The sequence below is a fragment of the Mesorhizobium sp. URHB0026 genome, from assembly GCF_054059755.1.
Genome location: NZ_JBSSCN010000001.1, coordinates 1,384,352 through 1,397,456, shown reverse-complemented (window position 1 = coordinate 1,397,456; position 13,105 = coordinate 1,384,352). Strand labels below are relative to the sequence as shown.

The window sequence follows — 13,105 nt, the reverse complement described above, 5'->3', positions numbered from 1 at the left end:
TGGCTTAGGAAGCTTGGTGGACAGACGCAACCCCGCACGGCAGGATTAAGATGGTGCCATGCTGGGAGCCATGCCGGCAAAAAATGCACGGGCAAGGCGTGACAAAGCGCCGAAATAGCTGTATGTGCCCGCCCGTACCGGCAAGAACAAATCTGCCGGACCCGTCAACAATGACGGTGTAGTCGCCCCTGTCCGATGTCTGGGAGACAAATGTCTTGGAGACAAAGGACATAGCCGAGCGGTCAATGGAACTGCAAGGCTAGCGTAGGGCGCTCTGACTGTCGGAAGAACAAGAAGTGGATTTTTAGATGGATCTCATCCGTCAGCTCGAGGCCGAACAGGCCGCCAAGATCGAAGCCAAGCGCAAGCTTCCCGAATTCCAGCCCGGCGACACCGTGCGCGTCCAGGTCCGCGTGACCGAAGGCACCCGCACCCGCGTCCAGGCTTATGAGGGCGTCGTCATCGCCCGCGCCGGTTCCGGCTTCCAGGAAAATTTCACCGTCCGCAAGATCTCCTACGGCGAAGGCGTCGAGCGCGTGTTCCCCGTCTACTCGCCGATGGTCGAAGGCGTCGAGATCGTGCGCCGCGGCAAGGTGCGTCGCGCCAAGCTCTATTACCTGCGCGATCGTCGCGGCAAGTCGGCCCGTATCTCGGAAAACACCGGCGTGCGCGCCCGCAAGCTGAATGATGAGGAGCGCGACGCGCTGAACGCCGAGAAGGCACGCATCGAGGCCGAGAAGGTCGCAGCCGCCCAGGCACTGGCCGCCGAGACGGCAGCCAAGGAAGCCGCCGAGAAGAAGGCAGCCGCCGAGGCTGAAGCAGCCGCCAAGGCTGCCGCCGAAGCGACCCCGGCCGAATAGGGGTTCGACGAAGAATTTGAAAAAGGCGGCTTCGGCCGCCTTTTTTCGTTTCACCGAACTGTGAACGGGTTCAGCCATCGGAGTTGGGGGTCGGCAATTGACGTTCAATCAGATTGTGTACTAAATAATAGTACGCAATATAATTGGAGTATGGAAGATGGCACTCTACACCACACAGGCCCAGGTGACGGGCGGTCGCGCCGGCCATGGCGAAACCAGCGACGGCCTGCTCAAGGTCGATCTGGCGATGCCCAAGGAACTCGGCGGACCGGGTGGCGCGACCAATCCCGAACAGCTCTTCGCTATCGGCTATGCCGCCTGCTTCGAAAGCGCGATCCGCTTTGTCGCGCGCAAGCAGAAGCTGCCGCTCGAAGATGCCGCGGTAGCGGCCACCGTCAGCCTGCTTCCCAATGGCGAGGGCTTCAAGCTCGGCGTCGCGTTGGCAGCGGAGACGAAAGGGCTTGATCAGGCGACGGCGGAAGCGCTTGTATCGGCAGCGCATCAGGTTTGCCCCTATTCGAATGCCATCAGGGGCAATATCGAGGTGGCGCTTTCGGTAAAGGCGGCATGACGACAAAGGTCGAAACGAAAGCCAGAGAAGCCCCGGCGGAGGCCGCCGGGGCGCACCCAGTGCCACGGCTCGATCAACAGCTCTGTTTCGCGCTCTATTCGGCGAGCGGACTAATGACCAAGCTCTACCGGCCGTTGCTCGATCCGCTCGGCCTGACCTATCCGCAATATCTGGTGATGCTGGCGCTGTGGGAACGCGCGCCGAGCACCGTGGGCGACCTTGGCGAAGCGCTCGGCCTGGATTCAGCGACGCTGACGCCGCTGCTCAAGCGAATGGAAGCGGGCGGCCTCGTCACCCGCCGGCGCGATGCCGTCGACGAGCGCCGGGTGCTGGTCGAGCCGACGGCCAAGGGCCAGGCGCTGCGCGCGAACATGAAGGATGTGCAGGCGGCGCTCGATTGCGGCATGCCGCTGGAGCGGGCTGAGCTCAAAACCCTTCACGGCACGCTCACCCGCCTTGTCGCGGGATTGCGCGAAGCCGCGACCGAGCAAGATTGATCGCGGCAAGGACTGTCCTCAAAAACCGCCCCCCGGAAGCACTGGAATCCACGTCAACGCGCAAGGTCGCAGTGGACCCGTCTTGCAAGGCGCTCGCGGAAAGCTAAAGTCGGCGCCGATTTCTCTGCCGCGCAAGCATCGCGCGGCCAATCATTTCGGGGAGTGTGTCATGACCAAATCGAAAATGCTGCTGGCCGGCCTGTTGGCTCTGGTCCTGGCGCCCGTTGCCGCCTTCGCGCAAGCGCTGCCCGATCTCGGCGGCAAGAAGGTGGTGGTGGTGACCGAAAACGCCTATCCGCCGCTGCAGTTCATCGATGCCAAGACGGGAAAACAGATCGGCTGGGAATATGACGCTATGAACGAGATCGCCAAGCGGCTCAATTTCAAGGTCGAGTACCAGAACACCTCCTGGGATGCGATGATCCAGGCGGTCTCCGACAACCAGTACAACATCGGCATGACCGGCATCACGATCAAGGACGACCGCAAGCAGAAGGTCGACTTCTCCGATCCCTATATGCGCTCGGAACAATTCATGCTGGTGCGCGGCGATGAAAGCCGTTTCACCGACGCCAAGACCTTCGGCGCCTTCAAGGACGGGCTGATTGGCGCGCAGGCCGGCACCACGCCGTTCTACACCGCCGTCTACAGTGTGCTCGACGGCAATGAGCAGAACCCGCGCATCAAACTGTTCGAGACGTTTGGCGCCACCGTGCAGGCACTGAAATCCGGCGACGTCGATGTCGTGCTGACAGACGGCACCGCCGGCAAGGGTTATGTCGATGCTTCGGAGGGTAAGCTGAAGCTGATCGGCGGCCCGCTCGGCACCGAGGATTTCGGCTTCATCTTTCCCAAGGGATCCGACCTCGTGAAGCCGGTCAACGCGGCGATCGCGGCGCTGAAGGCGGATGGCACGCTGGATGCGCTGAACAAGAAGTGGTTCCTTGATTACAAGATGGGGCAGTGAGCCGTCTTGACGCGGGCGGAGCGTGTGAGGGAACTCGCGCCGAGTTTGCGTCTGGGGGACGCCTGGGCGCCATCCTTCGATACTCTTTACGCCGCCTAATGGCAGCCCCCACCATCTCCAAACCCGACTTCCCCTGGTGGCTCGCTGTTGCCGGTATCCTTGCGCTGGCCGCTGCCCTCGCCATCGCCGCCAGCGATCTCTATGCGCAGGTCTTCGCCACTGTCGCCAAGGGCATCGGCATCACCATCTTCGTGACCGTGATCGCCTTCGTCCTGGCGTCGGTGATCGGCCTCGGCATTGCTTTGATGGGACTGTCGGGTTCGGCCTGGCTGCGGCAGATCGCGCGCTTCTATGTCGAGATCATTCGTGGCGTGCCGATCCTCGTGCTGCTGTTCTGGATAGCCTTTGCCGGCGCGCCGGCCTTCGTCGCGGCCTGGAACGGGCTGACCGCGCCATTGCAGAACGCCGGCGTCCTCGGCGAGCTTTTGGTGCGTGACGTGTCGTTGCTGTGGCGCGCCATCATGGCGCTGACCATCGGCTATTCGGCCTTCATCTCCGAGGTTTTTCGCGCCGGCATCCAGTCGGTCGAGAAAGGTCAGATCGAGGCGGCCAAGGCACTCGGGCTTTCGCGCACGCAGCGTTTCCGGCTGATCGTGTTTCCGCAGGCCATCCGCACCATTTTGCCGCCGCTCGGCAACGACTTCGTCGCCATGGTCAAGGATTCCTCCCTGGTCTCGGTGCTCGGCGTCGCCGACATCACGCAGATGGGCAAAATCTACGCCGCCGGCTCGTTCCGCTTCTTCGAGACCTATTCGATAACAGCCTACATCTATCTCATCCTCACCGTTGGCCTGTCGCTGGCGCTCAGGGCGCTGGAGCGGCGTTTGCGCCGCCAGCACGAGCGATAGAAGTCCGGCGCGGGCCGGGCTACGATCGCCATGAGACGCTCGGGAGGATGCAGGCGATGAATGTCGACAAGGCCAACGCGGCACTGGATTCGGTCTATTCGGCCGACACACCGGAAGGGCTGGCCAAGGCTTATGCCGACTGGGCAGCGACCTATGACAGCGAGACCGCTTCGCTCGGGTATCTGCTGCCGTTCCTGATCACCGCCTGGGTGGCGCGACATGTGCCGGCGGGCGAAGGCCCGCTGCTCGATGCCGGCTGCGGCACCGGCCTGTCGGCGCCGTCGCTGAAGGCGCTGGGCTACGGCGAGATCGCCGGGCTCGACCTCTCCGACGACATGCTCAAGATCGCCGGCAGCCGCAATGCCTACAGGGATTTGAAAAAGGCGATGCTCGGCGGTCCGCTGCCCTGGCCGGACGGGCACTTTCGCGCCTTCTTCTCCACCGGTGTGTTCACCATCAGCCATGCGCCGGCCACCGGCCTGCGCGAGCTTGTCCGCATCACGCGAAAGGGCGGCCACGCCATCTTCACCGTGCGCGACCAGGTGTTTGAGAGCGGCGGATTTCAGGCCGTGTTCGACGAATTGGAGCAGGCGAGAAAATGGCGGCCGGTCGAGCAAAGTCCGTGGTTCCGCTGCTATGCGATCGCCGAGCCGGATGCGCTGGTGAAGACTTTTGTGTTCGAGGTGATGTAAGCCGAGGGAAGAAGTGCTGGCGACACGCCGCAATTGCCGAAGAGCCAAAACATTGCTATCTAGCCCGCCATGGAAAAGCTTTTCAGCGATCCGGCCTACAAGGGTTTCGTGCTGCAGGACAGAAAGCGCCTGCCGTCGCGCTTTTCCGCGCGCGTGTCCGGCGCCCTGACCAGCCGACTTCGCTGATCCCTGACGGCCGGCCGCGGGCTTGCGGCATCAGCTCTTTCCCATTCTCATATCGACGGATTTAAGCACATGAGCGCACCGCGCACCCTCTACGACAAGATTTTCGACGACCATGTCGTCGACCGCCAGGACGACGGCACCTGCCTGCTCTACATCGACCGCCACCTCGTCCATGAGGTGACCAGCCCGCAGGCCTTCGAAGGCCTGCGCATGAGCGGCCGGAAGGTCCGTCACCCGGAAAAGACGCTGGCTGTCGTCGACCACAACGTCTCGACCTCGCCCGAGCGCAAGTTCGGCATCAAGAACGAGGAAAGCCGCATCCAGGTCGAAGCGCTGGCCAAGAACGCCAGGGATTTCGGCGTCGAATATTATTCGGAGAACGATATCCGCCAGGGCATCGTCCACATCATCGGCCCCGAGCAGGGCTTTACCTTGCCCGGCATGACCATCGTCTGCGGCGACAGCCACACCTCCACGCATGGCGCTTTCGGCGCGCTGGCGCATGGTATAGGCACGTCGGAAGTCGAGCATGTACTGGCAACGCAAACGCTGATCCAGCGCAAGGCCAAGAACATGCTGGTGCGCGTCGATGGCGTGCTGCCGGAAGGCGTCACCGCCAAGGACATCATCCTTGCCATCATCGGCGAGATCGGCACCGCCGGCGGCACCGGCTATGTCATCGAATATGCCGGCGAGGCGATCCGTGCGCTGTCGATGGAAGGCCGCATGACGATCTGCAACATGTCGATCGAGGGCGGCGCGCGCGCCGGCCTGATCGCGGCCGACGAGACCACCTTCGCCTATGTCAAGGACAAGCCGCGCGCGCCGAAGGGCGCTGCCTGGGACGCGGCGCTCGAATACTGGAAGACGCTGCAGACCGACGAAGGCGCGCATTTCGACAAGGTGATCGTGCTCGACGCGGCCAAGCTGCCGCCGATCGTCTCCTGGGGCTCCTCGCCCGAGGATGTCGTCTCCGTGCAGGGCATCGTGCCGAACCCGGAAGACATCACCGACGAGAACAAGCGCACCTCCAAGCTGCGCGCGCTCGACTATATGGGCCTGACGCCGGGGACGAAGATCACCGACATCACGCTCGACCGCGTCTTCATCGGCTCCTGCACCAACGGTCGTATCGAGGATCTGCGCGCCGTCGCCAAGGTGGTCGAGGGCAAGACGGTCAGCCCGCATGTCGATGCCATGATCGTGCCGGGCTCCGGCCTGGTCAAGGAGCAGGCCGAAGCCGAGGGGCTGGACAAGATCTTCCGCGCCGCCGGGTTCGACTGGCGCGAGCCGGGCTGTTCGATGTGCCTGGCCATGAACGACGACCGGCTGAAGCCGCATGAGCGCTGCGCCTCGACCTCGAACCGCAATTTCGAGGGCCGCCAGGGCTTCAAGGGCCGCACCCACCTGGTGTCGCCGGCCATGGCGGCGGCGGCGGCGATTGCCGGCCACTTCGTCGACATTCGCGACTGGAAATAAGCCAGGCTGGACTTGACCCGAACCTTGCGGCTCGAGTCAAGTCTTCCTGTCGCGCCGGATGAGTTCGTGGAATTCCTCGCGGCGACCAGGTTCGTCCGCCGCGACCACGAGCGCCAACTGCTCTTCGTCGAAGAGCTTGAACCACTCGTCCCATTCGACAAGCTCATAGCCGCCGGCGTTGACGGGCCGTTCCGGCTGGTCCTGGTCCTGATAGGCGTGCTGGCCGAAGACCAGCCTAAGCATGGGCTGCGTCCCAGCCTCTGGCGATATGTCGACGATCGCGGGAAAGCCGGCACGCCCGGCAGCCCATGAACGGATTGCATCGTGGTCGGTCAATGTGATCGTGTCGGCCATGGCCTGCTCCTGGATTGTGGATTCAGGAACGCTTCCGACAGCACCGGGTTCCCGCAAACATACGGCGCCGACAGCCCAGGCTTAACGGCTTGTTTGGGCTTGCCCGATAAGGTCTTCCGCGACGTCAGCAGAGGGGAAGTCACGGTCCTTTGGACACCGGCCTGTTCATAGCGTTGCTCAATCCGACGATCGCGCTGGCGCTCGGCGCGGCCTTCCTCATGCTGTGGTTCCACCAGCGTCATCGCCCGTATCTGGCTGTGCTGGCGCTCAGTTACTGCGTCTCGGCGCCCGGCTTCCTGTTCCAATATTTCACCTTGCCCATCGGTGTGACGCTGACCAAGCTGGTCTCGAACCTCTGCTTCACCATCGCCGCCTGTTGCCTGTCCGGCGCCATCATCGCCCGCTACGGCAGGAAGGTGCCCGGCGCGGGGATCGCCGTGCTGGCGGGCGGCGGCCTTGCGGCATTCGCGTGGTTCCTGTTCGTCACCCCGGATCTCACCTGGCGGATCCTGGCGATGAATTTCGGTTTCGGCGGCGTCAGCCTGCTCGTCGCCGCCGAACTGCGTCCGGTGCGCAACAATGGTCCGACGGAAAAGATCCTGTTCGTGCTGTCGCTGCTGTCCGGCGTCAATTTCTTCGTGCGCACCCTGGCGGTCGTCATCGCGCACGGGCCCTTCGCCAGCTATGACGGTTTCTACGGCTCGTCCTACTGGACGACGGCGCTGCTGTCGCACGCGCTGCTGTCGCTGCTGATCGCGCTTTGCCTCTTCACCGCCGCCGCGCTCGACGTGATGAAGGCGCTGAAGACCGAGACCCATACCGATCCGCTTTCGGGGCTGCTCAACCGCCGGGGTTTCGAGGAGCGCGCCGCCATGCTGCTGCAGCGTTGCGCCGCGGCCAAATTCCCGGTGGCGCTGGTGCTGGCCGACCTCGACCATTTCAAGGCGCTCAACGATATGCACGGGCATGCCGCCGGCGACCGCGTGATCGCGGATTTTGCCGGGAAGCTGCGCTCGGCCACGGGAGCACGAGGTGCCGCGGGGCGCATCGGCGGCGAGGAATTCGCCGTGCTTTTGCCGCTGACCGATCTCGCCGCGGCGCGGCTGTTCGCCGAGGCGGTGCGCACACTCTATTCGGCTGGCGGCGTCGACGGGCTTCCCGCCGGCACCAAGGTCACCGCCAGCTTCGGCGTGGCGGCCCGCAGCGGCGAGGAGAGGCTGGAACCGTTGATGCGACGGGCCGACGAGGCGCTTTACAAGGCCAAGAAAAACGGTCGCGACAGCGTGCGCCTCTCCTATGAGCGACCGGAGACGGTGTTCGTGCCGGAGCCGCTCAGGGCCAGCTGACCGCCGCGTCCGCGCTTCGCGTTAACGTCTTTTTCGCCCGTCGATGTTTAGCTGTCGGCGGGGGTCTGAGGATAGATGAGCGGCGCCAACTTCATCCTGTTGATCAATCTGGCGGTTGCCGGGCTGCTGGCGGCATCCTTCATGGCTGTCTCGTTCCACGATGCCGGCCGCGCGCCGGCGCGCTGGCTGGCGTCAGCCTATGTCCTCGGCGTGGTCTATTCAGCGATCGAATTCAGCATTCCGGCCTTCAACGATGCGCGGCTTCCCGTGGTTACGGCCTTTGCCGTCTTCCTCGGCGCCACCATTGCCTTCAACGGCGGACTTGCTCGCAAATATGGCGTGGCGCCGCCATGGACGCCGATGCTGTTCTTCCTGGCCGCAACCACCATCGCGGTCTATTTCGTGCAGGATCTGCCGCGCCAGTCGCTCACCCGCATCATGGCCTACCAGCTGCCCTACGCCGCCATGCAGTTCGTTGGCCTTGGCATCGTCTGGACGTCCAGGCAAAGCCGCGGTCGGCTCGATCTGATCTTGATGGCGGTGCTGGTGGCCAGCGGCCTGCAGTTTGCCTCAAAGCCGTTCATCGCGCATGCGCTCGGCGGCTGGGGCGCCAATCCGCAGGCCTATCTGCAAAGCAGCTACGCGCTGGTGTCGCAGTCGCTGGGCACTGTCTTTGCCTTGGCGCTGGCGCTGCTGACGCTGGGCATTCTCGTTCGCGATGTGCTTGCCGAAGTGACGTCGAAGTCGGAGGTGGACACGCTGTCGGGCCTGCTCAACCGTGGCGGCTTCACGCGTCATGCGGAGCTGGCCGTACGCGACGCCAGGCGCCTGGGCGTGCCGGTGGCGATGGTCATCGCCGATCTCGATCATTTCAAGTCTGTCAACGACAGCTTCGGCCATGCGTCCGGCGACCGGGTGATCGAGGCCTTTGCCGGCCTGCTGCGAGAAGCGGCCGAGGGCCATCACGTGCTTGGCCGCATCGGTGGCGAGGAGTTCGCCGTTATCCTGACAGGCGCCAACCTTGCAGCCGCCCGGCTGTTCGCGGAAGGCACCCGCCACGCGTTCGGCGCATTGCCTATCAGCGGGTTGCCGGCCGACAACCGCTGCACGTCGAGCTTCGGCATTGCCGAGCTCCACGTGAGCGAAGGCTTTTCCGACCTGATGCGGCGCGCGGATGAAGCGCTCTACCTGGCAAAGAACGCCGGGCGCGACTGCGTGCGTGTCTCCACCGGGCCAGCCGATGGGCTGGCGGTGGTCAAAATCGGCCAAGCCGCATCAACGGCAGGGGCTGAGCTCCGGCATTTCGCCGTCGGACAGGCCGTACATATAGGAGCGGCCCTTGACGAACACTGGTGGGCGATAGCAGTCCCCTTCGCCCGATATGTCGTCGGATTCGTCCTGGTAGATCACCTTGGGCTGGCCGGCGCTGGTGTAGTCGGACAATTGCCTGGCCAGCTTGCCTTCGCCGACGATGATGCGCTTGTAGCCGGCTGCGCTGTCGATGACGAGATTGCCGAACGAATCGGCGTAGACGCGGTCATGATGGCGCAAGCCGGCCTCGGCCGGCGCGGCCACCGTGACGGCAAGCGCTGCCAGCGTGAGGGCCGCGAGGCTTGTCCTTACTGATTTGGTCCGCACTGATTTGGCCCGCTCTGATTTCGACCGCATGTCGCTCTCCCTGTGTCGGCGCGAGAGAGATCGCGCCCCGATCTGATCCGAATCGGAAATTAACCTTTTCTTAACCTTTGTTAAGGGGAGGAGCGGCCCGACGACCGTCTCTTAATGAACATGGTTAATTTCGCGGGCGCCGCCGATGTCCCCAATGGGTCGACATGGCCGGTCTAATCCGGGGTAAACTTGATCTTGGCGCCCCGCGTGGCTAGCGTGCCCGGCCATGAGGGGGCAGCACATGATGTTTGACCGAACGCTTCGGGTGTCGTTCGCTATTCCGCTGTTTCTCGCGGCTGGAGCCTGTGTGCCGGAGGACGGCGCGCCCAAGGCCGCCAACACAGCGACACCCCTGGTGGCGCCTGCCGCTCCCGTCCAGCAACAGTCCGCGCGACCGGCGACCAAGATCACCACCGATCTCACCGCCCCGCGCTTCACCACGGGCACTGCCACCTACAGATGCGGCAATGGCGGCATGATCACCATTCAAAACCTCGGCACGTCGCTGCGCGTGGTCGGCCAGGAGGGCGTCACCGAGGAGTTCGCGGCGTCACCGGCAAACCAGAGCAGCCGCTACCAGGCGGTCACGCATGACGCAATCGTGATCGACGGACGCGAGGCGCTGGTGATGAAGAGGGGGTCCACACCGCGGACCTGCACCCGGTGAGACACAAATCTCGACACGGCCGCGCCCCTATCCAGACATGCTGCACTGCAGCGATATCGAGCCGGCTTCGGCCGCTCCACCCGCTAATCGATTGAAGCCGTATCCGACCTTTTAGTCAGACTAAATTACGTTTTCGAAACGGTTTTCTGGCTTTGACGCGGTGCAAAAAGAGCATTAGAAACCGGCTGTCCGAAGTCGCAACCGGAAGCGGCAATGCCGCATTTCCACCTGAGCGGCAGACGCCGAACTGGGGCAGCCATGAGCAAATCACCAGCCACCCAAGCCAGACGCGAAAGGCCGCTTTCGCCGCACCTGAGCGTGTACCGGCCGCCGATCACCATGACGATGTCAATCATCCACCGCATCACCGGGGGCGCGCTTTACTTCGGCACGCTGCTGGTTGCCGTCTGGCTGATGGCGGCGGCATCCTCGCAGCCGGCTTTCGATTGGGTGAACTGGGCCTTCGGCACCTGGCTCGGGCGGCTGATCCTGTTCGGCTATAGCTGGGCGCTGATGCATCACATGCTTGGCGGTGTCCGCCATCTGATCTGGGACACCGGCGCCGGGCTTGAAAAGCACGCCGCCTCGAGGATCGCCTGGGCGACGCTTGCCGGCTCGATTCTGCTCACGCTGCTGATCTGGGTCGCCGGCACCATGGCGCGGGGAGCCTTGTGATGAGTGCGAAGAACACCGACATGCGCACCCCGCTGGCCAAGGTGCGCGGCCTGGGCTCTGCCCGCGAAGGCACCGGGCATTTCTGGCGCCAGCGATTGACGGCGATCGCCAACATCCCGCTGATCCTGTTTTTCACCGGGTTCCTGATCGCGCTCAACGGCGCCGGCTATGCACAGGTGCGGGCAGCGCTCGCCAACCCGTTCGTGGCGCTGGTGATGGCCCTGGTGCTCATCTCGCCGCTCTATCATATGCGTATCGGCATGCAGGTGATCATCGAGGACTATGTGCATGGCGAAGGCATGAAGCTGGCGCTGATCGCCCTCAACACATTCTTCACCATAGCAGTCGGCGCCGCTTCGCTCTTCGCCCTGCTGAAACTGGCATTCGGAGGCTGAAGTCTTGGCCCAGGACACGAAATCAGCCAACACATCAGGCTATACCTTTGTCGATCACAAGTTCGACGTGGTCGTCGTCGGCGCCGGCGGCGCCGGGCTTCGCGCCACGCTTGGCATGGCCGAACAGGGCCTGCGCACCGCCTGCATCACCAAGGTGTTCCCGACCCGCTCGCACACGGTTGCCGCGCAAGGCGGCATCGCCGCGTCGCTGTCCAACATGGGCCCGGATTCCTGGCAGTGGCACATGTACGACACCGTCAAGGGCTCGGACTGGCTGGGCGATGTCGATGCAATGGAATATCTGGTGCGCGAAGCCCCGGCCGCCGTTTACGAACTCGAACATTACGGCGTGCCGTTCTCGCGCACCGAAGAGGGCAAGATCTACCAGCGGCCGTTCGGCGGCCACATGATGAACTATGGCGACGGGCCGCCGGTGCAGCGCACTTGTGCGGCCGCCGACCGCACCGGCCATGCCATCCTGCACACGCTCTACGGCCAGTCGCTGAAGAACAACGCGCAGTTCTTCATCGAGTATTTCGCGCTCGATCTGATCATGGAACCGGACGGCACCTGCACAGGCGTCGTAGCGTGGAATCTGGACGACGGCACGATCCACCGCTTCTCGGCCAAGATGGTGGTGCTGGCGACCGGCGGCTATGGGCGCGCCTATTTTTCGGCGACCTCGGCGCACACCTGCACCGGCGACGGTGGCGGCATGGCGGCGCGAGCGGGGTTCCCGTTGCAGGACATGGAGTTCGTGCAGTTTCACCCGACCGGAATCTATGGCGCCGGCTGCCTGATTACCGAGGGCGCGCGCGGCGAGGGCGGCTATCTCGTCAACTCCGAGGGCGAACGCTTCATGGAGCGCTACGCACCGTCGGCCAAGGACCTCGCCTCGCGCGATGTCGTCTCGCGCTGCATGACGCTGGAAATTCGCGAGGGCCGCGGCGTCGGCAAGGCCAAGGACCACATCTTCCTGCACCTCGATCATCTCGATCCGGCGGTCTTGCACGAAAGGCTTCCAGGCATTTCGGAGTCGGCGAAAATCTTCGCCGGCGTCGACCTGACCAAGGAGCCGATCCCGGTGCTGCCGACGGTGCACTACAATATGGGGGGCGTGCCGACCAATTATTGGGGCGAGGTGCTCAATCCAACCGCGGACAACCCCGACCGGGTCTCGCCCGGCCTGATGGCGGTCGGCGAGGCCGGTTGCGCTTCCGTGCACGGCGCCAACCGGCTTGGCTCGAACTCGCTGATCGACCTCGTGGTGTTCGGCCGCGCCGCGGCGATCCGCGCCGGCCAGGTCATTGACCGCAAGGCGGCGATCCCGTCGCCCAACCAGGCTTCGGTCGACAAGATCATGGATCGTTTCGACCGGCTCCGCCATGCCAACGGCTCGACGCCGACGGCTGTCCTTCGTGAAAAGATGCAAAAGGCGATGCAGGAAGATGCCGCGGTGTTCCGCACGCAGGAATCGCTCGAAAGCGGCTGCAAGCGTATTTCGGAAATCTGGACCGAGCTCAAGGATCTCAAAGTCTTCGACCGATCGATGATCTGGAACTCGGACCTGGTCGAGACTCTGGAACTGGAAAACCTGATGGCCAACGCCATCACCACCGTCTATGGCGCCGAGGCGCGCAAGGAGAGCCGTGGCGCGCATGCTCGGGAAGATTTTTCCGCACGCGACGACGCCAACTGGCGCAAGCATACGCTCGCCCATCTCAGCGAGGACGGCACGGTGACGCTGACCTATCGGCCGGTGCATACCGAACCGCTGCTGGCCGAAAAGGACGGCGGCATCAGTCTGGCCAAGATTGCGCCGAAGGCCAGGGTGTACTGA

The 13,105-nt window shown here is 63.8% G+C and carries 14 protein-coding genes and 1 pseudogene; 13 read left to right on the top strand and 2 right to left on the bottom strand.

The annotated features are described in order from the left end of the window. The first annotated feature begins 308 nt into the window (after positions 1-308). From rplS to leuC, 7 genes are all read left to right on the top strand, one after another. A complete protein-coding gene (rplS, locus tag ACVWWD_RS07045) occupies positions 309-860 on the top strand; it encodes a 50S ribosomal protein L19 (protein ID WP_013892267.1) in 552 nt (183 codons plus the stop codon). Positions 861-1,017: 157 nt separating this feature from the next. Beyond that, positions 1,018-1,431: an organic hydroperoxide resistance protein gene (locus tag ACVWWD_RS07040; protein ID WP_023784132.1), complete on the top strand. Its 414-nt coding sequence runs from the start codon at positions 1,018-1,020 to the stop codon at positions 1,429-1,431. Further along, a complete protein-coding gene (locus ACVWWD_RS07035) occupies positions 1,428-1,928 on the top strand; it encodes a MarR family winged helix-turn-helix transcriptional regulator (protein ID WP_352549710.1) in 501 nt (166 codons plus the stop codon). Before ACVWWD_RS07040 ends, ACVWWD_RS07035 begins: the two co-directional genes overlap by 4 nt. A gap of 169 nt (positions 1,929-2,097) precedes the next feature. Next, positions 2,098-2,895 carry a transporter substrate-binding domain-containing protein gene (locus ACVWWD_RS07030; protein WP_023771900.1) on the top strand — a complete coding sequence of 266 codons (798 nt, stop codon included), beginning with the start codon at positions 2,098-2,100 and terminating at the stop codon, positions 2,893-2,895. Positions 2,896-2,993: 98 nt separating this feature from the next. Next, a complete protein-coding gene (locus tag ACVWWD_RS07025; RefSeq protein ID WP_352549709.1) occupies positions 2,994-3,803 on the top strand; it encodes an amino acid ABC transporter permease in 810 nt (269 codons plus the stop codon). 56 nt (positions 3,804-3,859) lie between these two features. Then, positions 3,860-4,495, top strand: a complete 636-nt coding sequence (locus ACVWWD_RS07020; protein ID WP_023784135.1) for a class I SAM-dependent DNA methyltransferase — start codon at positions 3,860-3,862, stop codon at positions 4,493-4,495. A 255-nt stretch (positions 4,496-4,750) separates the two neighbouring features. Beyond that, on the top strand, positions 4,751-6,160 hold the full coding sequence (gene leuC / locus ACVWWD_RS07015) for a 3-isopropylmalate dehydratase large subunit (RefSeq protein ID WP_023771896.1): 1,410 nt from the start codon (positions 4,751-4,753) through the stop codon (positions 6,158-6,160). Between the two features lie 36 nt (positions 6,161-6,196). On the opposite strand, the gene ACVWWD_RS07010 is transcribed toward leuC, so the two are convergent. Beyond that, positions 6,197-6,514, bottom strand: coding sequence for a hypothetical protein (locus tag ACVWWD_RS07010; RefSeq protein ID WP_023771895.1), 318 nt, complete (start codon positions 6,512-6,514; stop codon positions 6,197-6,199). Between the two features lie 149 nt (positions 6,515-6,663). Here ACVWWD_RS07010 and ACVWWD_RS07005 point away from each other — a divergent pair, with 149 nt between their 5' ends. Further along, positions 6,664-7,860 (top strand): GGDEF domain-containing protein, encoded by a 1,197-nt coding sequence (locus tag ACVWWD_RS07005; protein WP_023784138.1) that lies wholly within the window; start codon positions 6,664-6,666, stop codon positions 7,858-7,860. A gap of 75 nt (positions 7,861-7,935) precedes the next feature. Continuing rightward, positions 7,936-9,096 (top strand): annotated as a pseudogene (locus ACVWWD_RS07000) (diguanylate cyclase); the annotation flags it as partial. 39 nt (positions 9,097-9,135) lie between these two features. Here the strand turns inward: ACVWWD_RS07000 and ACVWWD_RS06995 are convergent. Beyond that, positions 9,136-9,528 carry a hypothetical protein gene (locus ACVWWD_RS06995; protein WP_435053032.1) on the bottom strand — a complete coding sequence of 131 codons (393 nt, stop codon included), beginning with the start codon at positions 9,526-9,528 and terminating at the stop codon, positions 9,136-9,138. A 241-nt stretch (positions 9,529-9,769) separates the two neighbouring features. Here ACVWWD_RS06995 and ACVWWD_RS06990 point away from each other — a divergent pair, with 241 nt between their 5' ends. The 4 genes from ACVWWD_RS06990 (at position 9,770) to sdhA (ending at position 13,105) form a co-directional block, all read left to right on the top strand. Beyond that, positions 9,770-10,195 (top strand): hypothetical protein, encoded by a 426-nt coding sequence (locus ACVWWD_RS06990; RefSeq protein WP_352549707.1) that lies wholly within the window; start codon positions 9,770-9,772, stop codon positions 10,193-10,195. Positions 10,196-10,453: 258 nt separating this feature from the next. Continuing rightward, a complete protein-coding gene (sdhC, locus tag ACVWWD_RS06985) occupies positions 10,454-10,870 on the top strand; it encodes a succinate dehydrogenase, cytochrome b556 subunit (protein ID WP_023771890.1) in 417 nt (138 codons plus the stop codon). Beyond that, positions 10,870-11,265, top strand: coding sequence for a succinate dehydrogenase, hydrophobic membrane anchor protein (sdhD, locus tag ACVWWD_RS06980; RefSeq protein WP_352549705.1), 396 nt, complete (start codon positions 10,870-10,872; stop codon positions 11,263-11,265). Before sdhC ends, sdhD begins: the two co-directional genes overlap by 1 nt. 4 nt (positions 11,266-11,269) lie before the next feature. After that, on the top strand, positions 11,270-13,105 hold the full coding sequence (gene sdhA, locus ACVWWD_RS06975) for a succinate dehydrogenase flavoprotein subunit (RefSeq protein ID WP_023794796.1): 1,836 nt from the start codon (positions 11,270-11,272) through the stop codon (positions 13,103-13,105).